Genomic DNA, 24,649 nt, shown 5'->3' with positions numbered 1-24,649 from the left:
GTGAACGGGGAGAAGGAAGAGGCGCCGCGCTACATCTTCGTCCGTTCCGACCTCGGATCGTACATCGGTTTCACCGATGCCTCAGCCGCAAACCGTTCGCCGGCGATCTCGATTTCATAAGTCGAGGCGAGCACATCCGCCTCGCTCTGCCCTTGGCACGGCACATAGCCCAGCCCGATCGCTCCGCCGAGATGGTGGCCGTAATTGCCCGAAGTGATCGGACCGATGATCTTGCCATCGCGCAGGATCGCCTCGTTGTGGAAGAGCAGGGGCTGCGGGTCCTTGAGGCGGAACTGGACCAGGCGGCGGTTCAATCCGGCCTCCTTCTTCTTCAGCACGGCATCTCGGCCGATGAAATCGCCCTTGGCCGTCTTCACCGCGAAGCCGAGGCCCGCCTCCAGCACATTGTCCTCGTCGGTGATGTCGTGGCCGAAATGGCGGAAAGCCTTTTCGATGCGGCAGGAATCCAGCGTGTGCAGTCCGCAGAGTTTGAGGCCGACATCGGCGCCGGCCTCGTCGATCGCCTCGAAGACATGGGCGGCCTGTTCGGTCGAGATGTAAAGCTCCCAGCCGAGTTCGCCGACATAGGTGACGCGATGCGCCCGGGCGAGGCCCATGCCGATTTCGATCTCCTGGAACGTGCCGAAGGGATTGTTCTCGTTGGAGAAGTCGTTGGGGCTGACCTTCTGGATCAGTTTTCGCGCATCCGGGCCCATCACGCAGAGCACGCTTTCAGCGGCGGTTACGTCCGTGATGACGACGAACTGGTCGCCGATGTGCCGGCGCAGCCAAGCGAGGTCGCGCTGCAGCGTGGCGCCCGGCACGACGAGGAAATAAGCCGTATCCGAAAGCCGCGACACGGTGAGGTCGCTCTCGATGCCGCCGCGCTGGTTGAGCATCTGCGTGTAGACGATCTTGCCCGGCGCGACATCCATGTCGTTGGCGCAGAGCCTTTGCAGGAAGGTACAGGCGTCGCGCCCCTCGACGCGGATCTTGCCGAACGACGTCATGTCGAACAGACCGACCGTGTTGCGGACCGCCAGATGCTCCTCGCGCTGGTTGTCGAACCAGTTCTGCCGCTTCCAGGAATAGCGATATTCGCGCTCCTGGCCTTCGCGGGCGAACCAGTTGGCACGCTCCCAGCCGGCGACTTCGCCGAACACTGCGCCGCGCGCCTTCAGATGCTCGTGCAGGGGCGAGCGGCGCACGCCACGCGAGGTTGCCATCTGGCGATAGGGGAAATGGTCGGCATAAAGCAGGCCGAGCGTTTCGGAGACGCGTTCCTTGAGATAGCGGCGGTTCTTCTGGAACGGCTGAGTGCGGCGGATGTCGACTTCCCACAGGTCGAACGGGGCTTCGCCATCGTTGATCCACTGCGCCAGCGCCATGCCAGCGCCGCCCGACGAGACGATGCCGATCGAATTGTAGCCGGTCGCCATCCAGTAGCCGCGCAACTCCGGCGCCTCGCCGAGATAGTAGCGATCGTCAGGGGTGAAGCTTTCAGGGCCGTTGAAGAAAGTGTGGATGCCGGCGGTCGCCAGCATCGGCATGCGGCTAACGCCCATTTCGAGGATCGGTTCGAAATGGTCCATGTCCTCCGGCAACTGGTCGAAGCAGAAATCCTCGCGGATGCCGTCCATGCCCCATGGCTTGGCTACCGGCTCGAAAGCGCCGAGCATCATCTTGCCGGCGTCTTCCTTATAGTAGGCGCACTCGTCCGGCACGCGCAGCACAGGCAGGCGGCCAAGGCCGGGGATCGGCTCGGTGACCAAATAAAAGTGCTCGCAGGCGTGCAGCGGGATGTTCACGCCGTTCTGGGCGCCGAGGTCGCGCGCCCACATGCCGGCGCAGTTGATGACGATGTCGGTCTCGATCGTGCCCTGGCCTTCGCCTTGCGCCCAGGACACGCCGGAGACGCGGCCGTTTTTAGTATGGACCTTGGTGACCTTCACATTCTCGGCGATTGTGGCGCCGCGTTGGCGGGCACCCTTGGCCAGCGCCATGGCGATGTTGGCCGGGTCGCACTGGCCGTCGAGCGGCAGATGCACGGCGCCGACCACGTCCGAGACGTTGAGATGCGGGTACATCTCCTTGACTTCACTGGGAGAAATCTCGCGCACATCGACGTCGAAGGCGCGAGCGAGCGATGCCTGCCGGTAGATCTCGTGCTTGCGCTCTTCCGTCAGCGCCACGGTGATCGAGCCGACCTGGCGCATGCCGGTGCCGACCTCGGTCTCGGCTTCCAGCTTGACGTAGAGATCGGCCGAATATTTCGCCAGCCGGGTCATGTTCTGCGAGCCGCGCAACTGTCCGATCAGCCCGGCGGCGTGCCATGTCGTGCCCGAGGTCAGCTGCTTGCGCTCCAGAAGCACGATGTCGGTCCAGCCAAGCTTGGCCAGGTGGTAGGCCACCGAGCAGCCGGAGACGCCGCCGCCGATGATGACGGCCCTTGCCTTGGCGGGAATGGCTTTCGTGGGAAGGCTCCTGGCGGTCATGCGGCCTCACGACGGTAGCTGGAAACGAAACGGCGCAGCCGGGCGGCTGCTTCCCTGAGCACGGGTTCGGGCTGGCACAGGCTGACTCTGATATGGCCGGCGGCGGCTTCGCCGAAGCTCGAGCCCGGCATGACGCCAACCTTCTCCTTGTCGAGGAAGGCGAAGGCGAACTTCTCGTCGTCGGGTTCGACATCAGATATGTCGAGCATGACATACATGCCGCCTTCGGAACCGCGCACGGTGACATCGTTCATGCCGCGTACCGCATCGAGCAGGACGGTGCGGCGTGCCGCGTAGCGTTCGGCGATGTCCTTGACGCCATAGTGCTGCTCCAGCGCCTCGGTGCAAGCGATCGAGATGAAGGCCGGCAGGCCGTAGGTCGTCACCAGGTTGAGATTGATCAGCAGCGTGATCATTTTTTCCGGACCGGTCAGCCAGCCCATGCGCCAGCCGGTCATGCCGTGGCTCTTGGACATCGAATTGATCACCAGCGTGCGCTCGGCCATACCGGGCAGCGAGCGCGGCGAGACATGCTCGCCGCCGCCCAGCGTCCAATAGACCTCATCGGACAGCAGCCAGAGATCGTGCTCGCGGCAGATTTCGGCCAGCTGTTCCAGCGGCTCGCGCGAATAAACGGCACCGGTCGGGTTGTTCGGTGTGTTGATCAGTATGGCGCGCGTGTTGGGCTTGATTGCCGCACGGATCATGTCCGCGCGCGGTTGGAACCCATCCTCGGCCGGTGTTTCGACGACGGTGAAACTGGCACCGGCGGCACTGAAGGTGTTGGGATAGGTGGCATAGTAGGGGGCAACCACGATGGCGTGGTCGCCCGGGTCGAGAACGGCCTGCACGGCCGCGTAAAGTGCTGCTTGGCCGCCGGGCGTGGCGATGACTTCTTCCGGCGTCGTCTCGACACCGGTGCAGGCGCTGGAGGCCGCCGCCATCGCCTTGCGCAGGCGCGGCAGACCGGGCAGCGGCGTGTAGTGATGGTTGCTGCCGCGAACCGCCGCAACGCAGGCTTCGATCGTCTCCGACGGCGTGTCGAAATCGTGGTCGCCGACCGACAGCATGATAATGTCCTCGCCGGCTTCCTTGCGAGCCCAGGCGGCGAAATGAACTTCCCAGCCGTCCTTGCCCGATGGCACGATGCCGGTGATGCGCGATGATGGTTTAGGCATGTGAGACTCCCGAGATCGCGTAGCCGCCCTGTTGCAGCCGGTCGCGCAAGGCGGCGATATGGGCAGGACCGACCTCGCAGCAACCGCCGACGATGTCCGCACCCGCTTTCACCCAGCCGACAGCCTGGTCGGCGTAGGCATCCGGACCGAGGTCGTGGCGGGCATGCAGTACATCCACCGTGCCGCCATGCTTGAGCGCTTCGGTGGAAGTGAAGCCATTGGCATAGGCACCGACCGGGCCGCCGAGCTCGATCAGTTCAGGCAAGGCCGCCGCGATCGCTTCGGGGCGGCAGCAGTTGAGCAGCCGCGCCGCCACCGGCAGATTCCCGAGCGCATTGGCCGCCGACGCAATCGTCTCGCCGCTGCGCAAGCGCGGCGTGCCGTGATCGGCCAGCGTCCATGACACCCAGGCAGGCTTGCCGCTTTCCGATGCGGCGGTGACCGCCGCGCGCGCTTCCTCCGACGACGCCATGGTCTCGCAAAGGAACAGGTCGACACCGTCCGCCTGCTCGGCGACGATGCGGCGGTAGATGTCGAGCGTATCCTGGTAGGAGATCGTCAGCGCCGGTGCGTAGCTGCCGAAGAGCGGCGACAGGCAGCCGGCGATCGCCGCATCGCCGGCCTCGTCGCGCGCTTGCCTGGCGAGCTCGATGCCAAGCTTCTGCAATGGCTTGAACAGGTCTTCCGCGCCTTCGCGCGCCAGGCGTTCGGGGGTCGCAGAATAGGTGTTGATGGTGATGACGCGGGCGCCGGCACGGATGAATTCGGCATGCAGGCCTCGCACAAGGTCCGGTTCGTCGATCAGCACCCTGGCCGACCACAGCGGCGTCGGCTCGGACCGGCTGCGCTGCACCAACTCCTGGCCCATGCCGCCATCGGTTAGGATAACGTTCTTCATGCGCGCAGTCTTTCGTTCCTGGGATCCCACAAGGGCTCGCCCTGTTGCACGATCGCCTTGAAGCGATCGCCGAAGATCTCGACCTCAACTGATGTGCCGGGTTCGGTCAGGTCGGCGCGCAGCATGCCGAGCGCGATCGCCTTGTCGATGCGATGGCCCCAGCCCGCCGATGTCGTCTCGCCGACGATCTGGCCGTCATGCCAGAGCGTCGACATGTAAGGTGCGTCGCAGTCGCCGGGATCTTCGACGACCAGCGTGACGAAGCGTTTCTTCACGCCTTGCTGTTTTTCGTTCTGGAGGGCCACCTTGCCACGGAAATCGGGCTTTTCCCATTTGACAAAGCGCTCTAGCCCGCCCTGCAGGATCGAATAGTCGGTAGACAGATCACCCTTCCAGGTCCGGTAGCCTTTTTCGAGCCGCAGCGAATCCAGCGCGTACATGCCAAATGGCTTCAGCCCATGATTCTGCCCGGCAGCGCAGATCGCATCGAAGATCGCGGCAGTGTCGTCGACCCTGGTGTGGATTTCCCAGCCTAGCTCGCCGGCGAAGGAGACGCGGACCAGCTTGGCCCATCGCCCGGCAATCCTGGTCTCCTGATGCGTCAGCCAAGGCAAGGTCAGGTCGGCGTCACAGACGTCCGCAAGGATTTTTCGCGAGTTGGGACCGGCCAGGATCTGCGTGGAGAATTCTTCCGTCCGGTCGATCAGCTTGAACACCGCATCCCCGGGCATGTGCGATTTCAGCCATTCGAAGTCATGCCACTGTGCCACTGCCGCGGTGATCAGCGTCATGGACTCCTCGCCATGACGCACCACCGACATTTCGGTGACGATGCGGCCCTTGTCATCGGAGAAATAGACAAGGCCGATGCGGCCGGGTTTCGGCACAAGGCCGGTCACCTGCCGGCTCAGCCATTCGGCGGCACCAGGGCCCTCGAGATTGAAGCGCGAGAAGCCGGGCAGGTCGAGGATGCCGGCGGTGTCGCGGACAGCCAGGCACTCTTCGCGCACGCGCTGCTGCCAGGGACCGTCGCGACGGAAGGTCAGCGTGGCTTCCTCGGAGACGTCGTCGCCGTCCTGCGCGTACCAGGTGGCGCGTTCCCAGCCATTATAGGCGTCGAAACGGGCACCCAGCGCCTTGATCCGATCGTGGATCGGCGACAGTTTCCTGTCACGTCCTTCCGGCCAGGCATGGCGCGGGAACTGGATCGCGTATTCGTTGCCGTAGATCTCCATGCCCTTGGCCACGCAATAGTCCGGCGCGGAAGCAAAGGAGGTGAAGCGGCGCGGATCGCACGACCACATGTCCCATTCGGTCTGGCCTTGCGTCACCCATTCGGCCAGCACCTTGCCGGCACCGCCGCCCTGGGCGATGCCGAAGGTGAAGACGCAAGCCTCGAAGGCGTTGGGAACGCCGGGCATCGGCCCGATCAGCGGATTGCCGTCCGGCGCATAAGGGATCGGACCGTTGATGACCTTCGACAGGCCGGCGGTGCCGAGGATCGGCACACGGGCGACGGCGTCGGCCAGGTAATGTTCCAGCCGGTCGAGGTCGTCGGGGAAGAGCTGGAAGGAAAAATCGTCCGGCATGGGATCGTTGTGGGTGGCCCAGTGCGCGCGGCAATTGCGCTCATAGGGGCCGAGATTCATGCCAGCCTTTTCCTGGCGCAGATAATAGGAGGTATCCACGTCGCGCAGCAGCGGCAGCTTCTTGCCCTGCTCCTTCGACCAGGCGGCGAGTTCGGGGATTTCCTCGAACAAAATGTACTGGTGGCTCATCACCATCATCGGCACTTCGCGGCCGAACATCCTGCCGACTTCGGCGGCACGGTAGCCGGCAGCATTGACGACGATCTCGCAGCGGATCTCGCCTTGCGGCGTCTCGACCACCCACTCGTCCTTTTCGCAGCGCACACCTGTCACGGAGCAGAACCGGATGATTTTCGCACCCATGTCGCGCGCGCCCTTGGCCAGCGCCTGCGTCAGCTGTGCCGGGTCGATGTCGCCGTCGCTCGGATCGTACAGCGCGCCCTTCAACTCATGTGTTTCGAGGAAGGGGTAGCGGCGCTTGATTTCGTCGAGCCCGATCACGTCCATGTCCATGCCTTGGTAACGGCCCATGCCCTTGGCGCGCTGGAATTCCTGGATGCGCTCCTTGGTGTGGGCTAGCCTGAGCGAGCCGGTGACATGGTAATTCATGGGATAGTCGACGGCGTCGGCGAGGCCGCGATAGAGCTCGGTCGAATAGCGCTGCATGTTCATCAGCGACCAGGAGGAGGAGAAGGTAGGCACATTGCCGGCCGCATGCCAGGTCGAGCCGGAGGTCAGCTCATTCTTTTCCAGGAGCACGCAGTCCGTCCAGCCGGCTTTAGCCAGATGATAGAGCGACGAGGTGCCCACAACGCCGCCTCCGATGATCACCACGCGCGCCGTGCTCGGCAAACCCGCCATCTTCTTCTCCCAATCTCAAGCGCGCTGCGCCGTTATTTTTGTTTGATGCCTGTCGTTATCCCAAACCGCTGCTCAGTTTGGGCGATATGCGCTCAATAGACCGGCGGCGAAACCACCCAGATGACAACCGCCGGTTCGCTGCCCGGATTGCGCCAGCGGTAAGGCTTGCCTTCGAAGCGGAAGGAGTCGCCTTCGCCAAGCCGGTGCCAGACGCCCGCAATCTCGATGTCGAACTGCCCCGACGCGATGTATCCGGCCTCCTCGGTCGGCCGGCGGGCCTCGTTCTTCAACTCCGCGCCCGGCGCGAAGACAGACCGCAACATCTCGAAGGTACCACCGAGGTCCGGTGACAGAAGCTCCTCCACGAGGCCGGATTCGCTGGTGCCAAGCGTGCGGCGCTTGCCGGCGCGTACCACGACGCCGCGCTCGCTTTCCACGGGCACGTCATGGCTGAAGAAGAGGCTGATCGGCACGCCGAACAACTCCGCGAAGGCCCTGAGATCGCTGAGCGACGGCGTCGACAGCCCGCGTTCGACCTGGCTGACCCAGCCGACCGAACGGCCGAGCTTCAGCGCGATCTCGGCCAGCGTAAGCCCGCGCACCCGGCGCAACGCCCTGATGTCGCCGGCCAGCACTCGCTCGTCAGGTCCCTGCAATGTTCGTGCGGTAGGGGAGGCCAAATCGCTCACTTTATGAAAATTTTCAGGCGAATTTCATGAGAAATGAAGCTCATGAAAAAATCAAGTAGATTTTCACCAATGCTCAAGATTTGCTTGCAGGATTTTGACGGTTCATGCAAAGCCTCCGCGGCGAGCGGCGAGTGGGTACGTCCGATCGCGAACATGGCTAAGGGACGGCCCATGCTGGAAAAGAAGGCTCGAATCGCGGTTGACGCCGAAATCGTCGACGATGCGATCATGTCGCGCCGTTCGGTGCGCGCATTTCTGCCCGACATGATCGACGACGAGACGATCCGTGACATACTGACTGTTGCGGCGCGCGCTCCTTCCGGCACCAACATGCAGCCTTGGCGGGTCTACGTTACCAAGGGCGGGACCAAGCAGCGGATCACGGATGCCATCATGAATTCCGGCATCCGTGCCGAAAAAGCCGACTGGGACGAATATCGCTATTATCCGACCCAGTTCTTCGAGCCTTACCTCACCCGCCGCCGTGCCAACGGGTTCGGCCTCTATGGCGCGCTCGGCATAGGACGTAGGGAAGTCGACAAGATGCGTGCCCAGCACGACCGCAACTTCGTCTTCTTCGACGCGCCGGTCGGCATGATCTTCACCATCGACCGCCGGCTCAACCAGGGTTCGTGGATCGATTACGGCATGTTCCTGCAAAACATCATGGTCGCGGCGCGGGGCAGGGGTCTGCATACCTGTCCGCAAGCGGCCTTCGCGCCCTATCACCGCCAGATCCGGCCGGTGCTCGGCATTCCCGACGAGGAGATCGTCGTCTGCGGCATGGCGCTCGGGTATGAAGACACATCCAAGCCCGAGAACGCCTTCCGCACCGAACGTGAGCCGCTCGAGGAATGGGTGAGGTTCAGCGAATAGGCTGCGTCCGCCGCAAGCCCGCTATTCCGTATTCATGTGCGCGCCGTGGCCACTCACATGGGCGCCGTCCTGCGGCGTCAGCTTGAGATAGGCTGATAGCGCGCAGAGCGTGATGACGCCTTCGATCACGAACAGGATCCGGAAGTCGCTGGCGACGGCAGGCCCGCCGCCGGCGAGAAACGACAGCATCGCAGCCGCCAGGCCGACGCTGATGGCGACCGCCAGTTGCCACAGGATATAGTAGAGCGCGCTGAAACGGGCGAGCTGCTCCGGCGCGATGTCGGAATAGGCGAGGTTGCCGGTTGAGGCCCATTGCACCGAGCGGAAGACGCCGAAGACGAAGATGTAGGTGAGCGTGATCCAGACCGGGGTTGTTGCCTGCACCAAGGCGAAGCCCGCGACCATGGCGGCAACCACGGGCGTGTTGAAGACCAGCACGCGGCGAAAACCGAAACGGTTGAGGAGGCGTGGTATGAAGACACGCATACCCACCGAACCGACCGCCGCCACGAAGGTCAGCGATCCCGCCTGCACCGCGCTCATGCCGAAGCCGAGCTGGAACATCAGCGGCAGCAGGAAGACGACGGAGCTGAGGCCGATCGTGTCCAGGCCGCCGCCGGTAAGAAACGAGATGCGGAAGGTGCGGATGCGCAGGAGCTTGAGATCGAGCAGCGGATTGCGCACGCGCAGGCAGTAGAAGGAGGCTGCCGTCAGGATGATGAGCGCCAGCGCAAGCTCGGCCGCGATCATGCCGCCGGCGGCGTCTTTCGACGCCAGCGAGTCCATGCCGAAGACCAGCAGCAGCATGCCGCTGCCGACCAGCGCAAAGCCTTGAAAATCGAACCGCGTGCGCACCGGCTTGGTCATCGTCGGGAACAGCGAGGCGGCAAGGATCGCGGCCGCGAGCGCGAACGGCACGTTGATGAAGAAGATCCAGCGCCAGGAGATGTAGGTAGTCAGCGCGCCGCCGACGAGCGGACCGACCAGCGGTCCGGACTGGCCGGCCAGCGATATGTACATGTTGATCTTCAAGGTCCGGCTGCGCGGGAAGGTCGACAGGATTACGACCTGGCCAAGCGTTCCCATCAGCGCGCCGCCGAAGCCCTGCAGCGCGCGGGCGCCGACCAGCATCCAGAGGTCGTTCGAGAGCCCGCACATGGCCGAAGCAGCGGCAAACACCAGCAAGGCAAAGCAATAGACGTTGCGCAGCCCGAAACGGTCGGCCGCCCAGCCGCCGAGCGGCATCGAGATGATCAGGCTGGCGACGTAGACGGTGATCAGCAGGCCGAGCTGGCTAGGCGGACGGCCAAGGCTTTGGCCGATGCCCGGCAGCGCCGTCACCACGACGTTCTGGTCGAGGCTGGTCATGAACACGCCGCAGGCGACTGTCAGTGGCAACAGGAGCAAGGCTCTGGCCGGCACATCGGCGCGATCGGTAGCGCCGGCGGATAGTTCAGCGGTCATGGGGATGTTAGAACCAAATATGCCGACTCTGAGAGGGGATTTTCATCCCCTTTGGACCGGTTGGGCGGCCACCTTTTCTATCATGGGCGCGCTCGGCAGGATTCTCTAGCGGCAGAACCAGCCGGCATTGAGGCCAGAGGCCGCGGCTCTAAGGCCGCATGCCTACTGCACCTCGTAGCCGACTTCCTCGCTTGCGTGGCACAGCGCCTTCCAGAACGAGCGGGCGAAGGAGCGAAAGACATAGATGTCGAACTGGTCGGTGCCGGTGCGCTGGATCTGGGCGAAAACATCGTGATGCATTGTCGAGCGGCCGGAGCCGACCGGAAAGGCAGGCAGGGCGAAGTCGATGGCGAAGAATTTCGACAGCACCCATTCGGCTTTCGGCCCGGCAATGCGGATCGCGGTGCGGCCATGCGACAGGTCCGTCACCGTGCCGATGGCCGGCGTCACCGCCTTGGTCAATGCTACGGCCAGTCCTTCGGCTTCATCGGTCACCGTGAATTTTCCCGGCGCGAAACCGAATACCGCTTTCACGCCGTCGCTCGAGCCGCCGCCGGCGCCATCGGGCAGAGCAAGCCCGGTCACGGTGCGGATGGCCTCCATCAGTTTCTTTTCCTCGCCGGGCCATGCCGCGAGTTGCACGATCGAGCCCGGCCTGGTTTCGGTGAGCAGGATCTCGACGCCACGTTCGAAATTGCCGTGCGAGCCGACATGGAACTCCGGCTCGAGGGGCGATTGACGCTCAGCCATGCATGCGGGTTCCTTCCGGATCGTAGAAGTGGGTGGAGACGATCTCCACGGGTCCGAAGCGGTTGCGCAAGGGATCGGAGACATGCGCACGCGTGCCGTGCCTGGCCTTGCCGCCCTTGACCAGCGCCAGCGCGATATGCTTGCCGAGCGCCGGCGAATAGCAGCAAGCGGTGATGTGCCCGATCGAGCCGTGCGGATTGGCTTCGTCGACGTCCTCGACAATGTGCGCGCCGCCATTGAGCGGCCGGTTGTCGAGCGCGATCAGGCCGACCAGATCCAGCCGCTCGGACGCGACGAGACCTTCCCGATCCATCATCGCGGAGCCGATGAACGGCTTTTTCTTCGACAGCATCCAGTCGAGATGCAGGTCGCGCGCGGTGGTGCGGCCATCGATCTCGGCGCCGGTGACATGGCCTTTCTCGATGCGCATCGTGCCCAGCGCCTCGAGGCCGTAGGTGACCAGCCCGAATGGCTTGCCGGCCTCGACCAGCGCTTCCCAGACATGGGTGCCATGGCCGGCGCCGGAATAGACCTCGAAGGCCATTTCGCCGGAGAAGGAAAGCCGGCAAATCATCACCGGAACGCCTGCGATCTCGCCGTGCACGATGCCCATGAAGGGCAAGGTGGCGTTGTCCACGGCAGTGCCGGTGACGCAGGCTGCCAAAATCTGCCGCGCTTTCGGGCCCCCGATCGCGGCTCCCGCCCATTGGTCGGTCACCGAGGTGACGTGGACCTTGAGTTCCGGCCAGATCACGTCGAGGAAATATTCCAGATGCTGCATCACCTTGCCGGCATTGGCCGTGGTGGTGGTCATCAGGAAATCCTGTTCGCCCAGCCGCCAGGTGGTGCCGTCGTCGAAGGCAAAGCCGTCCTCGCGCAGCATCAGCCCATAGCGCGCCTTGCCGACGGCGAGCGTCGAGAACATGTTGGTGTAGACACGGTCGAGGAACGCGGCGGCGTCGGGACCCTGCACGGCGATCTTGCCCAGCGTCGAGACATCGACGATGCCCGCGCTTTCGCGCGTCGCCTTGGCTTCGCGCACATAGGCCTGTTCGACAGTTTCGCCCGAAAGCCCATAGATCATCGGGCGGTACCAGAGGCCGGCGGAGTACATGGTCGCGCCATTGTCGACATGCCAATCATGCATCGGCGTCAGCCGCTCGGGCTTGAGGTCGCCGAAGCGCTCGGCTGCCAGCGAGCCGATCGAAACCGGCGCGAAGGGTGGCCGGAAACGGGTGGTGCCGACTTCTGGGATCGGTTTGCCGAGTGCTTCCGCCATGATGGCAAGGCCGGGGACGTTGGAGCTCTTGCCCTGGTCGGTGGCCATGCCGAGTGTGGTGTAGCGCTTCAGGTGCTCGACAGAGACGAAGCCTTCGCGATGCGCCAGGCGGACATCCTCCGCCGTGACGTCGTGCTGAAAGTCGACAAAGCTCTTGCCGCTGCCCTTGATTTCGAACACCGGCGCGGGATTTGGATCTCCGGGAGGTGCCTCGACAGTGGGCAGCGCCGCCGGCGTTGGGGTCCCGCCACTCGCGGCAAGGCCCGCGGCGCGCCCTTCGGCCATCGCCTCTACCGTCGAAAAGCTGCCGGTGAACGCGCCGGCGCCGATCCAGCTTTGCGTCGGCTTGGGCGGCAGGAAGGCCTGCCGGGCCGCGTTCCATTCAGCCTTGGCGCCGGCCTGGCTGGCCAGATGGATGGTCGGCGACCAGCCGCCGGACATCAGCACGCAATCGGCGTGGATGCTGCGCGCATCGCCGCTCAGCGCACCCGCGACCATGTCAAAGCGCTGAACCTTGAGGCCGGACAAGGCCTTGCCGCCTTCCGTGCCGACCACCGCATGGCCGGAAAGCAGTTCCGCCTCGGCTTCGCCGGCCAGGGCGCCCATCTCGGTGGATGGTTGCGCGCGCACGTCGACGATGGCAACGATCGCCGCACCTGCCTGCTTCAGCGCCAGCGCCGAACGGTAGGCGCTGTCATTGTTGGTGAACAGCACGATCCGCTGCCCCGGCAGCACGCCGAATTCGTTGGCGTAGCGCGCCGCCGCATGCGCCAGCATCACGCCGGGCCGGTCATTGCCCGGAAACACCAGCGGCCTTTCGAAGGCGCCGGTGGCCAGCACCACGGATCCGGCGCGGATCGCCCAGTATCGATGGCGCGGCTCACCCTTGGCGGGCTGCGCCTTGTGGTCGCTGACCCGCTCGAGCGCGGCAAGCGTATTGTTGTCGTAGTAGCCCCAGACGGTGGTGCGCGGCAGAAGCCGGACATTGTCTCGCGCTTCAAGCTGGGCCACGGTACGCCGCACCCAATCAGCGGCGGGGGCGCCATCGATGGTTTCGCCGGACCAGTTGGCCGATCCGCCGAAGCGCGGCTCGAGATCGGTCAGGATCACACGGGCGCCCTGATCGGCGGCTGCCTTGGCGGCCATTAGCCCGGCCGGGCCGGAGCCGACCACAAGCACATCGCAAAAGGCGTTCATGCGCTCGTAGCGGGCCGGGTCCTTCGCCGATCCGGCGCTGCCGAGGCCGGCGGCGCGGCGGATGAACTGTTCGCAGAACATCCAGAAGCGCGTGCCTTTCAACGGGCCGACAACCGGTCCCATGAAGGTCTTATAGTAGAACCCGGCCGACAGCAGTTTGCCGCCGAGCTGGTTGACGGCATGGATGTCGAAGGCAAGCGAGGGGAAACGGTTCTGGCTGACGGCGACCAGCCCGTCATGGATCTCGACCATTGTCGCCGGAATGTTGGGTTCGCGCACCTCGCCCTTCAGCACCGTCACCAGCGCGTTGGGCTCCTCGACGCCCGCGCTCAGCAGGCCGCGCGGCCGATGGTATTTGAAAGAACGTCCTAACAGGGTGACGCCATTGGCCAGCAGCGCGGACGCCAGAGTGTCGCCGCCATGCCCGGTATAGGCAACGCCGTCGAAGGTGAAGCGGATCGTCTTCAGCCGGTCTATGCGGCCGCCGGTGTCGGTGCGGCGCGGGCTCATGGCTTGTCCTCCGCCTTGCGGCGAGCGGCCGAGCTGTGATCGCCACGCGCGAAGGCGACACTGGAAATCTCGTGCGTCAGCGTGTTGCGCACGACCCTCAGGTGAGCCCGGCAGCCACCGGAATGTTGCCAGATCTCATTGTGGTCGCCGGCCGGGTTCAGCCGGTCGTAGACATAGGCATTCCAGGCCTCGAAATTCTGCGAAGCGGGGTCGGGACGTTCGCGGTTGCCGTCACCCTGATAGGTGAACTCGATGACATCGCGCGGGCCGCAATAGGGGCAAGTGATCAGCACGGAATGTTCCTAATGAAGCCTTGTCTAGTGAAGCCTCGGGTTTGCACCCTGGCCCTTGTCGTCGATCACCAGCCCGCGATGAAAGCGGTCCAGCGTGAACGGGGCGTTGAAATCGTGCGGTTGATCCTTGGCGATGGTCCAGGCAAAGCACCAGCCGGAAGCGGGCGTTGCCTTGAAGCCGCCATAGCACCAGCCGCAATTGAGATACATGCCGGGCAGGGGCCCCATGGTGATGATCGGCGAGCCGTCCATCGACATGTCGCAGACGCCGCCCCAGGAGCGCAGCATGCGCACACGCGGAAGGCCCGGGAAAAGGGCCAGCATCTCGCTCATCACCTCGTCAACGATGGGCAGGTTGCCGCGCTGAGCGTAGCTGTTGTAGCCGTCGATGTCGCCGCCATAGACAAGGCCGCCCTTGTCGGACTGCGACATGTAGAAATGGCCCATGCCGAAGGTCACGACCGTGTCGATGAAGGGTTTCAGCGATTCGGTGACGAAGGCCTGCAGCACATGGCTTTCGATCGGCATCGTCTCGACGCCGGCGAGTTGCATGACCCGTCCGGTGCTGCCAGCCACCGCGACCGCTACCTTCTTGGCCCTGATATCGCCGCGCGAGGTGGCAACGCCGGTAACCCGGTCGCCGTCGCGCAGGAAACCGGTGACCTCGCAATTCTCGATGATGTCGACGCCGCGCCGGTCTGCGCCGCGCGCATAGCCCCAGGCGACGGCATCGTGCCGGGCGGTGCCGGCCCGCCGCTGCATCAGGCCGCCGACCACGGGAAAGCGTGCATCATTGGAGATGTCAAGCGCCGGGATCAGGCGCTTGATCTCGGCTGGTGTCATCAATTCCGCATCGACGCCGAGATGGCACATCGCGTTGCCGCGTCTTGCGTAGTCGTCGAACTGAGCCGGCGTGTGCGCCAGATTCAGGCAGCCGCGCTGCGAGAACATGACATTGTAATTGAGCTCGTGCGACAGGTTTTCCCACAGCTTCATAGAATGTTCGTAGAAGCGGGTGTTGGCGGGCAGCAGGTAATTCGAGCGAACGGCCGTGGTGTTGCGGCCGACATTGCCGGACCCCAGCCAGCCTTTCTCCAGCACCGCGACATTGGTGATGCCGTGTTCCTTGGCTAGATAGTAGGCGGTCGCCAGCCCATGCCCGCCGCCGCCGATGATGATGACGTCGTAGGAGGCCTTCGGATCCGGCTTGCGCCAGGCCGGCTTCCAGTCCTTGTTTCCCTTGAGCGCGTTCGCGAGCAGCGAAAGGGCCGAGTACTCTGCCATGTGTATGATGTCCGTTGCGGGCGATGCGGCAGACTATAGAGCAGGGGGCTGATGCAAAGCCAATATTGCGCCATCGCCTTTCGACTGGCCGACGCTTGAGGAGCGCGATCGTCGCGGTGACTTGCCCCATGATATGGCCGTCTTTATCAAGGACAGGCTTTTTGATGCCTTTGCCGCCCGCGAGTCGCCTATTCATCATGTTTTTTCGATTGCTTCGCCTCATCCTGGTCCTGGCGCTTGTCGTTTCGGCGCCGCTGTCGTTCGAGGCGGCGGCGCAAGGCGTTGGCCAGGCGCCCGCCGGACTGGTCGCCGACCAGCAAAAGATCATTCAGGGCCTGGCGACAAAGGCCGACAATTTCGAGAAGCAGATACAGCAGGATGGCGAGGACGACAGCAACCTCGTCGACATCCGCCTGCAGCTCGAGGAATTGTCACGGCAATCGCTGACCAGCGCGCTGGCGTTCCGCACACGGCTGGGCGAAATCAACAGCAGGCTCGAACAGCTCGGGCCGCCGCCCGCCTCCGGCCAACCGGCTGAACCCGGCATCGTCAGCGCCGAACGCGAGGGGCTGACATCCGAAAAGGCCGAGATCAACGCGGTCATCGCGCAAGCTCAATCCCTGTCGATCCGCGTCAGCGGGCTGATCGACAAGATCGGCAACATGCGCAGCGCGCTGTTCCGCAATCTTTTGACCAAGCGCTACGTGCTCTCGGACGCGTTGAGCCCGCAGGTGTTTTCCGATGCGCGCGACGAGTTCGGCAATTTCTACAAGGCGGTGTCGTCCTGGCTGAGCTTCGCCATCAAGTTCAAGTTCCAGGCTATCCTGGCGGCGACTTTCGTGGCGCTCGGCCTGGCGCTGGTGCTGCTGGTCGGCGGGAGGCGCCTGTTCGGGCGGGTGTTCGAGGCCGATCCGACCAATGAGGACCCATCCTATCTCAGCCGCCTGTCGGTGGCCTTCTGGTCGACCTTGCTGCCGACGCTGGCGGTGGCCGCCTTTCTCGGCTCGACGATCTTCTTCTTCAATTACTACAACGTGTTGCGCGGCGATATTGGCCTCTTCCTCAATGCGTTGGCCACCGTCATCGGCGTGGTGTTCTGTGTCAATCGGCTGACCAACGCGGCACTCGAACCGCGTTTGCCCAACTGGCGGCTCATCCCCGTCGAAACCGGGCCGGCGCGCTGGCTGGTCCGCCTGACCACCGCCATGGCCGTGGTGATCAGCTTCAACACCTTCCTGTCGGTCGTGAACGACAAGATGGGGTCGCCGCTGTCGCTGACCATCGCGCGCAGTTTCGTCGCCACCATCATCGTCGGCGTTATCCTGATCCTGATGGCAATGCTGAGGCCGTTCAGGGCGCGTGACGGAAGCTGGCGCCCATGGCCGGCTTGGCTGCGCTACACCTCGCTCGGGCTGGGGCTTTTCACCATCATCGCGGCGCTGCTCGGGTATATCGGCCTTGCTCTGTTCGTCTCGCTACAAGTCGTGGTCACAGGCACCGCGTTGATAACGGCCTATATCGGCTTCCTGTCGGCGCAGGCGATCGGCGAGGAGGGTGCTTTCGCCAACACCTCGGTCGGGCGTTGGCTGTCGGCCAATTCCAGCTATGAAGATACCGCACTCGACCAGCTCGGCCTTGTCGTCAGCATTGCCATCAACGTGATGATAGTGCTGGTGTTTCTGCCGCTGATCCTTTTGATGTGGGGCTTCCAGCCCGGCGATATCGAGGCGTGGGCGTACAAGCTCGCCACCGGAATCAATATCGGTTCGGTGACCATTTCGGTCACCGGCATCCTGTCGGGCATCGTCGTCTTCGTCATCGGCTATTTCCTGACGCGCTGGTTCCAGGGCTGGCTTGACGGCTCGGTCATGGCGCGCGGCAAGGTCGACGCCGGTGTGCGCAACTCGATCCGGCTGGCGGTCGGCTATGCCGGCGTGGCACTCGCCGCGCTGGTCGGCATCTCGGCGGCCGGCATCGACCTTTCCAGCCTGGCGCTGGTCGCGGGTGCTCTTTCCCTCGGTATCGGCTTTGGCCTGCAGAATGTGGTGTCGAATTTCGTCTCCGGCCTGATCCTTTTGGCCGAGCGGCCGTTCAAGGTCGGCGACTGGATCGTGGCCGGCGACGTCAGCGGCACGGTCAAGAAGATCAGCGTGCGTGCCACGGAGATCGAGACTTTCCAGCGGCAGTCGGTGATCCTGCCCAATTCGAACCTGATCAACAACGCCGTCGGCAACTGGACGCACCGCAACAAGCTCGGTCGCATCGACATCAAGGTGGGCGTCGCCTATGGCAGCGACGTCAAGCAGGTCCACGCGGTGCTGCTGGATATCGCGCGCAGCCATCCGCTGGTGCTGAAGAACCCCGAGCCTTTCGTCTTGTTTTCCAATTTTGGACCCGCCGCACTCGAATTCGAGATCCGCGTGTTCCTGGCCGATGTGATGAACGGCAACATCGTGCAGAACGACGTCCGCTTCACCGTGCTGGAAAGATTCGACGACCAGCACATCGAAATCCCGTCCACGCCGCGCGCGGTCGTCGAGGCCAAGAAGCACGTGGCATGGCCGACCGACGACGACAAGATCGAGGCCGATTTCGCCGAACGGGAAGAGGCCAAGGCGCAAGCCGAGGCCGAAGCGAAAAAGCTGCCGAAGCAGCGCAAGTCGAAGAAACCCGATCCGGATTAGGCTCTGGATCCTCCTGCCGGGCTGCCATTGCCGACAACACCGCATTGCCGCGCGGCCAGGTTGACGGGGGTATGTGCGAAAGCCAAAGCCAATTGCGGCATGAATGCGGCATTCAGTTGCGGTTCAGCTTCCATCTCATATAAGTTCCCATGCAAAGGCGAGAATGCCTTGTGGAAATGCAACAGAGGCGGTGGGAACACCGATATTGCAAATGTGGAAGTCTCTCGTCGCTGCCGTGGCCTTGCTCGCGGTGAGCGGCTCGGCCCATGCCGCTAGCGCGGTCAACAAGGACGCCGAGACACGCACGCTGGTCGTGACCGAGGGCGGCAGCAAGACCGAGCTTGCGCTGGCTGGCGGTGAAACCGTCGAGTTCTGTCAGAGTGGCTGTTTTGTCACCTTGCCCAATGGCGACCTTGAAGCGCTGACCGGTTCGGAAACCGTGGAGATTTCAGGCGGCGTCGCCCGCATCAAGTAATCTCGGTCGCATGATTGGAAAGGCCGGGCGTTTGCTCGGCCTTTTATCGTTTCCGGTAGCTGTTGTTTAACAATGACGATGGAAATACGGCAGCGGCAGCCCTTTGCAACCGTACGTTTTAATGTTCGCTAGGCGATCCCCCGCTATACCAGCATCAAGACGCCGAAACACGGCGCTCAACGGGTTCCGGTTTCCGGATCGGACGCTGGCAGGGCAGGACGGGCATGGACGCGCGGTCGGACAGGAACGCAATACCGCTTGCGGTCGATCTCGACGGCACGCTGATCGCGACGGACCTTTTATGGGAAGGATTGTTCATCCTCCTCAAGAAGAACCCGCTCTATTTCTTCCTGGTGCCTTTCTGGGTTGCCGGCGGACCGGCGCGGCTGAAGCAGGCGATCGCCCAACGCATCGACATCGACCCCGCCACGCTGCCCTATCGGGCGCCACTGCTCGACCGGCTCCGCACCGAGCACGCCGAAGGCCGCAAGCTCGTACTGGCCACCGGCACGCCGCGCAAGTTCGCCGACGCCATTGCTGTCCATCTCGGCATTTTCGACCGGGTACTGGCCACCGAGGGCCTCGACAATCTCACTTCGGGAAAGAAGCGAGCCTCGCTCCTTGCGGCCTATGGCGATGCCGGTTTCGACTATGCCGGCAACAGCCGCCATGACCTCCAGGTCTTCGACGCGGCGCGCAGCGCGATCGTGGTGGCGCCGGACCGTCATGCCGCGCGCTGGCAGGCGGCGCATGGTGCCGAAACGATGCCGGCGCCCAAGCCGACATTGCGGACCATCGTCAAGATGCTGCGCGTCCACCAGTGGCTGAAGAATTCGCTGATCGCCGTGCCGATGATGCTGTCGCACGAATACTTCAATTCAAACATGATCTGGGAATGCCTGCTGGCGGTCATCTCGTTCAGCGCGGTGGCGTCGGCGATCTATATCCTCAATGATTTCTTCGACCTTGCGCTCGACCGCAAGCATCTGACCAAGCGCAACAGGCCGTTCGCCAGCGGTGCGCTGTCTATTCCGTTCGGCCTTGGCGCAATCGCGGTGCTGCTGGCGATCGGCGTCGGCACCGGGCTGTTCCTGTCGCTTGAATTCCTGGCTGTGCTCGGTGGCTACATGGTCGTCACCACGGCCTATTCGCTATCGTTCAAGCGCATGCTTCTGGTCGACGTGCTGACGCTTGCCGGTCTCTACACCATTCGTGTGCTCGCCGGCGCGGCCGCCACAGGCGTCGACGTCTCGTTCTGGCTGCTCGCCTTCTCGATCTTCTTCTTCCTGTCGCTGGCACTGGTGAAGCGCTTTGTCGAATTGCGCACCACAGCCATTCCGCCCGGCGAACGCATTGCCGGCCGCGGCTATCGCACCGAAGACCAGGAGATTGTCGCCCAGGCCGGCATGGCTTCGGCGTTCTCCTCGGCGCTGGTGCTGGCGCTCTACATGGACAGCGTCGCGGTGCGCGAACTCTATCCGCATCCCTGGCTGATCTGGCCGCTGGCGCCGATCGTGCTTTATCTCACCATGCGTGTCTGGATCCTGGCGCGCCGCGACGAAATGCACGACGATCCGGTCGTCTTCATCATTCGCGACTGGCGCAGCCAGATCGTGGTGGCGATCGGCGCGGTGCTGCTGGTCATCGGGGGCTGGTAGGCATGGCGGAACGCCTCCAGAGCTTTGGCCTGGCCACGCCGCCAGCGGCAAGGGCGATCCACGCCGATGACGCCATTGCGCTGCTGAAGGGCGGCCAGGCCAGGCAAGCGTCGCTGCTTGCCTATGGCAACGGCCGATCCTACGGCGATTCCTGCCAGAACCAGCTCGGCACTGTCGTCGACATGCGGCCCCTGAACCGCATTCGCGGCTTCAACGCCGAGAGCGGTCTGCTCGAAGCGGATGCCGGGGTGCTGCTCGCGGATGTCATTGCACATGCCGCGCCTCATGGCTTCTTCCCGGCGGTGGTGCCCGGCACACAATTCGTCACGCTCGGCGGCGCCATTGCCAACGATGTCCATGGCAAGAACCATCACCGGCGCGGCACGTTCGGTTGCCATGTGGAAAGCTTCACGCTGCTTCGGTCGGATGGACACAGCTATCGCTGCTCTGCGACCGACAATCCGCGCCTGTTTCGGGCGACCATCGGCGGCATGGGCCTCACCGGCCTGATCCTGTCGGCTTCGATCCGCCTGATGCGGGTTTCGTCGCTCGATATCGTGGAAAAGACGACGCGTTTTCGCGACCTCCGCGAATATTTCGATCTTGCCGAAGCGGCGGACCAGGCCAATGAATATGCCGTCGCCTGGATCGACCAGCTCGCCGGTGGCCGCAACAGCGGACGGGGGCTGCTGTTTACCGGCAACCACGCCGAGCACGGCTCGCACGCGGCCGCGCGTGCGAGCGCGAAATTCTCCGTTCCGCTCCAGCCGCCTTTCAACGTGCTCGGCCGACCGTTCCTGACCGCTTTCAACGCAGCCTACAGGTGGAAAAAGGGGCAGTCCAACGCGCCGCGCCGGGTCGGATACCAGGGCTTCTTCTTCCCGCTCGACGGTGTGCGCGACTGGAACAGGCTCTATGGCCCGAAAGGTCTGTTCCAGCATCAGAGCGTGGTCCCGGAAGAGGCCGCGCGCGCAATCGTGCCGGCACTGCTCACGGCGGCCAGGCAGGCTGGGCAGGGGTCGTTCCTCACCGTCTTGAAGCGCTTCGGCGGGGTCCGCTCGCCGGCACTGCTGTCGTTCCCTCGTCCGGGTTACACGCTGACGCTGGACTTCCCCAACAGGGGAGCGGCGACGCTTGCCCTGCTCGGCGAACTCGATCGCATGACGATCGCGGCTGGTGGGGCGGTCAATCCTTACAAGGATGCGCGCATGAGTGCTGCAACCTTCGTCGCTTCGTTCCCGGAGTGGCCGAGGCTGGAAGCGCTGCGCGATCCCGCCTTCATGTCCGGCTTCTGGGCGCGCACGGCCGGGAGTATCGACCTGCGGTGGCGCGATGCAGAGGCGGCCGAATAGGTAAACTTAGAATGAATTGTGGTTTACGAATGCTTAACCTCAACATTTAACCAAAAAAATGTCTTGCGGGTTCACGAAATTTTTCAGATTTGTATTACATAATATCACAGGGGCGGCGGACTACATGAAATATATCTTCTTCATTTTGTTTACGGTCATGACAAATGCTGCTGCGCAGCTGATGCTGAAGCAAGGCATGATGTCGCTCGGACCGATTTCATTCGAGGGCACCAATCCGCTGATCAAGCTGTTGCAGATCGTCTTCAGCCCCTGGGTCTTCCTTGGCCTGTGCACCTTCGTCATTTCGATGGCCTCGCACCTCTACGTGCTTTCCAAGGTCGAGCTTTCCTTCGCCTATCCGTTTCTGAGCCTGGCTTACGTCGCGGTCGCGATCTTTGCCTATTTCGTCTTCCGGGAGGACCTGAATGGTTGGCGCATCGCCGGCATTGCCTTGATCTGCGTAGGCACGGTGCTGATCGCGCAAAGTGGGCGAGGGCATGAAGACCAGAGCGCTTCCATTACGCCCGACAAGATACAAGCAAACGAGATCGTTCGATGAGACATGTGATTTTCGGGGGTGACGGCTTTGTTGGCCGTCACCTGGCGCCGAAGCTTGTGGCCGACGGTGAAGAGGTTGTCGTCGCCGACATCGCCAGGAGCGACCTTGCGCATTACCGCACTGTCCGCTTCATCAAGTGCGACGTCACCGACCAAGGCTCGGTTGCCGCGGTCGGGCTGAAGGCCGACGACATGGTCTACAATTTATCGGCCAAGATGCTGTCGCCGATCCAGGTGCGGGCGAAGCGACACGACTTCTTCTTTCCGGTCAATTTCCACGGCACCGAGCACATCCTGCAGGCCATGGACAAGGCTGGTGCCCCCAGGCTCGTCCACTATACGACCGACATGATCTATGGTCACACCGTTACCCAGCCGATGACCGAGGAGCACCCGGTCGCGCCGCTCGGCGAATATGGCTGGTCGAAGCAGAAGACCGAGGAACTGGCCGCCGAATGGCGCAAGCGCGGCATGTCGATCTCGCTGTTTCGCCCGCGCCTTATCATCGGCCCCGGCCGGCTCGGCATCCTCGAAAAGCTGTTCAAGCTGATCGACTGGAACTTTCCCGTGCCGATGATCGGTTCGGGCCGCAACCCTTATCAGTTCATCTCGGTGTTCGACTGCGCCGAGGCGGCGCGCGCCGCGTGGAAGGCCGGTGTGCCCAACGAGGCCTATAATCTCGGGTCGCTCAATCCGCCGCCGGTGAAGAAATTGCTTGGCGACCTGATCCGGCATGCCGGATCGAAGTCGATCCTGCTGCCTACACCCGGCTGGGCGGTCAAGCGCACGCTCGACCTGCTCGACCTCGTAAACATGCCGATCATGGATCCGGAGCAATATCTCATCGCCGACGAGGACTGCGTGCTCGACGTGTCCAAGGCCGAGCGGCAGCTCGGCTGGGTGCCGCGGTACCGCGACGAGGACATGCTGATCGCCGCCTACAGCGAATACCGCGCCAAGAAGGCCGGGCCCGCCGTCGCCACCAAACATGTGCCCGCCGAATAGGGGCGCGCCCAAAAAGTTTATTGCGCACGACGCCAGTCTCGGGCGCGAACAGGAGATTGAAATGACCGTCATGGCCAAGCCGGAACAGACGAATACGCGCACCCTGGTCAGCGCGCCGACACTGTCGCCCGCCACCACCGCCAAGCCCGATCTGATCAGCGTCGAGCAGGCCAAGTCGATGGATATCGCAGGGATGACCGACCTGTTCAAGGCGCATCTCAACCCCGGCCAGCTGCATTTCATGAAGCTGCTCGGCTTCCACAAGATCAAGATCGAACGTGCTGAGGGCATGTTCTACATCGACCAGAAGGGCCGCAAGATCCTCGATTTCTTCGGCGGCTTCGGGTCGCTGGCCTTTGGCCACAACCATCCGCGCATTCTGGAAGTACGCAAAAAATTCCAGGAGGAAAAGCGGCAGGAAATCGCCATCGCCTTCATGTCGCAATATGCGGCCGCGTTGGCGCACAACATCGCCAAATGTTCGCCTGGCGATCTCGACATGGTGTTTTTGGGCTCGTCCGGCTCGGAAGCGATGGAAGCGGCGGTGAAGCTTGCCGAGCGTGCCGCCGGCCCGAAGCGACCGAAAATCGTCTATGCCGAGAATTCATTCCACGGCAAGACCAAGGGTGTACTGGGCATCACCGACGGCCAGCTCTATCGCGCCGACTTCAGGATGGCCGACAACACCGTCCGCATTCCCTTCGCCGATATCGAGGCCGTAGAGCGCCTGTTCCGCTCCGATCCGGAGATCGGCGTCATCGTGCTGGAAACCATCCAGGGCGGCGGTGGCATCATCCAGGCGCCGACTGAATACTGGCAGAAGCTGCGGGCGCTGTGCGACCAGCATGGTGTGCTGTGGGTCGCCGACGAAGTGCAGTGCGGCTATGGCCGCTCGGGCCGCTTCTATGCCTTCGAGCATCATGGTGTCGTGCCCGATGTGACGGCACTGGCCAAATCGCTGGGCGCCGGCAAGGCCGCTGTCGGCGCGATGATTGCGCGCCGCGAAATCTACATGAAGGCCTACGGCACGCCGAAGACGGCGATGATCCACGCCATGGCCACTTTCGGCGGCATGGGCGAGGCGTGTGCCACTGCGATCGAGGGCATCAACGTGCTTTACGACGAGGGGCTGATCGACAACGCCGCCGTCACCGGCGAGTACCTGCTGCAGCGGCTGCAGACACTCAGGGAAAAATACCCGAAGATCATCAAGGACGTGCGCGGCAAGGGTTTCATGGTGGGGCTGGAGTTCCACGACTTCTCGCAGACCTTGCCGATGGTGCTGCGCCCCATCGTCAGCGTGCTCGACGACAAGCTGAAGGGTTCGCTGTCCGGTTTCGTCGGCGCGCTGCTGCTGCGCGACTACGACGTGCTCGTCGCCTTCACCGAATACAACCGCAATGTCATCCGGCTCGAGCCGCCGCTGATCTGCCGGCGCGAGCATGTCGACCGCTTCGTCGATGCCTTCGACGGTCTCTTGTCGCGCGGCATCGTGGCGATCGTGAAGGATTTCGTCAAAAGCCAAGTCCGCTGAAACGAACGTCGCTGAGAAGA

The 24,649-nt window shown here is 63.4% G+C and carries 18 protein-coding genes; 8 read left to right on the top strand and 10 right to left on the bottom strand.

Annotated elements, in window-relative coordinates; all coding sequences use genetic code 11:
• Window positions 1-29: 29 nt before the first annotated feature.
• The 5 genes from ACVWWD_RS24035 to ACVWWD_RS24015 all read right to left on the bottom strand — a co-directional run bounded on the left by ACVWWD_RS24035 (window position 30) and on the right by ACVWWD_RS24015 (window position 7,710).
• A complete protein-coding gene (locus tag ACVWWD_RS24035) occupies window positions 30-2,495 on the bottom strand; it encodes a GcvT family protein (protein WP_352548544.1) in 2,466 nt (821 codons plus the stop codon).
• The gene (locus ACVWWD_RS24030; protein WP_352548543.1) at window positions 2,492-3,673 is read right to left on the bottom strand and encodes a pyridoxal phosphate-dependent aminotransferase; all 1,182 of its coding nucleotides are present in this window, start codon (window positions 3,671-3,673) and stop codon (window positions 2,492-2,494) included. Before ACVWWD_RS24030 ends, ACVWWD_RS24035 begins: the two co-directional genes overlap by 4 nt.
• Window positions 3,666-4,571, bottom strand: a complete 906-nt coding sequence (locus tag ACVWWD_RS24025) for a homocysteine S-methyltransferase family protein (RefSeq protein WP_352548541.1) — start codon at window positions 4,569-4,571, stop codon at window positions 3,666-3,668. The genes ACVWWD_RS24030 and ACVWWD_RS24025 overlap by 8 nt, the downstream gene beginning before the upstream one ends.
• A complete protein-coding gene (locus ACVWWD_RS24020) occupies window positions 4,568-7,021 on the bottom strand; it encodes a GcvT family protein (protein WP_352548539.1) in 2,454 nt (817 codons plus the stop codon). The genes ACVWWD_RS24025 and ACVWWD_RS24020 overlap by 4 nt, the downstream gene beginning before the upstream one ends.
• Before the next feature lie 92 nt (window positions 7,022-7,113).
• A complete protein-coding gene (locus ACVWWD_RS24015; RefSeq protein WP_352548538.1) occupies window positions 7,114-7,710 on the bottom strand; it encodes a helix-turn-helix domain-containing protein in 597 nt (198 codons plus the stop codon).
• 171 nt (window positions 7,711-7,881) lie between these two features.
• Between ACVWWD_RS24015 and ACVWWD_RS24010 the strand changes: the two genes are divergently transcribed.
• Entirely contained in the window at window positions 7,882-8,586 is a 705-nt protein-coding gene (locus ACVWWD_RS24010; protein ID WP_023791818.1) for a nitroreductase, read from the top strand.
• Window positions 8,587-8,607: 21 nt separating this feature from the next.
• On the opposite strand, the gene ACVWWD_RS24005 is transcribed toward ACVWWD_RS24010, so the two are convergent.
• The 5 genes from ACVWWD_RS24005 to ACVWWD_RS23985 form a co-directional block, all read right to left on the bottom strand.
• A complete protein-coding gene (locus ACVWWD_RS24005) occupies window positions 8,608-10,050 on the bottom strand; it encodes an MFS transporter (protein ID WP_352548537.1) in 1,443 nt (480 codons plus the stop codon).
• Window positions 10,051-10,212: 162 nt separating this feature from the next.
• Entirely contained in the window at window positions 10,213-10,800 is a 588-nt protein-coding gene (locus ACVWWD_RS24000) for a sarcosine oxidase subunit gamma (RefSeq protein WP_352548535.1), read from the bottom strand.
• Window positions 10,793-13,786, bottom strand: a complete 2,994-nt coding sequence (locus tag ACVWWD_RS23995; protein ID WP_457103452.1) for a sarcosine oxidase subunit alpha — start codon at window positions 13,784-13,786, stop codon at window positions 10,793-10,795. The genes ACVWWD_RS24000 and ACVWWD_RS23995 overlap by 8 nt, the downstream gene beginning before the upstream one ends.
• Window positions 13,783-14,079 carry a sarcosine oxidase subunit delta gene (locus ACVWWD_RS23990; RefSeq protein WP_015317398.1) on the bottom strand — a complete coding sequence of 99 codons (297 nt, stop codon included), beginning with the start codon at window positions 14,077-14,079 and terminating at the stop codon, window positions 13,783-13,785. Before ACVWWD_RS23990 ends, ACVWWD_RS23995 begins: the two co-directional genes overlap by 4 nt.
• Window positions 14,080-14,103: 24 nt before the next feature.
• Entirely contained in the window at window positions 14,104-15,363 is a 1,260-nt protein-coding gene (locus ACVWWD_RS23985) for a sarcosine oxidase subunit beta (protein ID WP_457103451.1), read from the bottom strand.
• 197 nt (window positions 15,364-15,560) lie between these two features.
• Here ACVWWD_RS23985 and ACVWWD_RS23980 point away from each other — a divergent pair, with 197 nt between their 5' ends.
• The 7 genes from ACVWWD_RS23980 (at window position 15,561) to ACVWWD_RS23950 (ending at window position 24,629) form a co-directional block, all read left to right on the top strand.
• Window positions 15,561-18,047, top strand: a complete 2,487-nt coding sequence (locus ACVWWD_RS23980) for a mechanosensitive ion channel domain-containing protein (protein WP_457103450.1) — start codon at window positions 15,561-15,563, stop codon at window positions 18,045-18,047.
• A 211-nt stretch (window positions 18,048-18,258) separates the two neighbouring features.
• Window positions 18,259-18,522 carry a hypothetical protein gene (locus ACVWWD_RS23975; protein ID WP_015317401.1) on the top strand — a complete coding sequence of 88 codons (264 nt, stop codon included), beginning with the start codon at window positions 18,259-18,261 and terminating at the stop codon, window positions 18,520-18,522.
• Window positions 18,523-18,746: 224 nt separating this feature from the next.
• Window positions 18,747-20,180: a UbiA family prenyltransferase gene (locus ACVWWD_RS23970; protein ID WP_023783086.1), complete on the top strand. Its 1,434-nt coding sequence runs from the start codon at window positions 18,747-18,749 to the stop codon at window positions 20,178-20,180.
• A 2-nt stretch (window positions 20,181-20,182) separates the two neighbouring features.
• Window positions 20,183-21,532, top strand: a complete 1,350-nt coding sequence (locus ACVWWD_RS23965) for an FAD-binding oxidoreductase (RefSeq protein ID WP_352548530.1) — start codon at window positions 20,183-20,185, stop codon at window positions 21,530-21,532.
• A 124-nt stretch (window positions 21,533-21,656) separates the two neighbouring features.
• A complete protein-coding gene (locus tag ACVWWD_RS23960) occupies window positions 21,657-22,091 on the top strand; it encodes an EamA family transporter (RefSeq protein ID WP_352548529.1) in 435 nt (144 codons plus the stop codon).
• A complete protein-coding gene (locus ACVWWD_RS23955) occupies window positions 22,088-23,095 on the top strand; it encodes an NAD-dependent epimerase/dehydratase family protein (protein ID WP_352548527.1) in 1,008 nt (335 codons plus the stop codon). The genes ACVWWD_RS23960 and ACVWWD_RS23955 overlap by 4 nt, the downstream gene beginning before the upstream one ends.
• A 61-nt stretch (window positions 23,096-23,156) precedes the next feature.
• The gene (locus ACVWWD_RS23950) at window positions 23,157-24,629 is read left to right on the top strand and encodes an aspartate aminotransferase family protein (protein WP_352548525.1); all 1,473 of its coding nucleotides are present in this window, start codon (window positions 23,157-23,159) and stop codon (window positions 24,627-24,629) included.
• The last annotated feature ends 20 nt before the right edge of the window (window positions 24,630-24,649 follow it).

It is taken from the genome of Mesorhizobium sp. URHB0026 (assembly GCF_054059755.1).
Note: the sequence above shows the minus strand (reverse complement) of the source record. Positions and strands in the feature narration are given on the sequence as shown.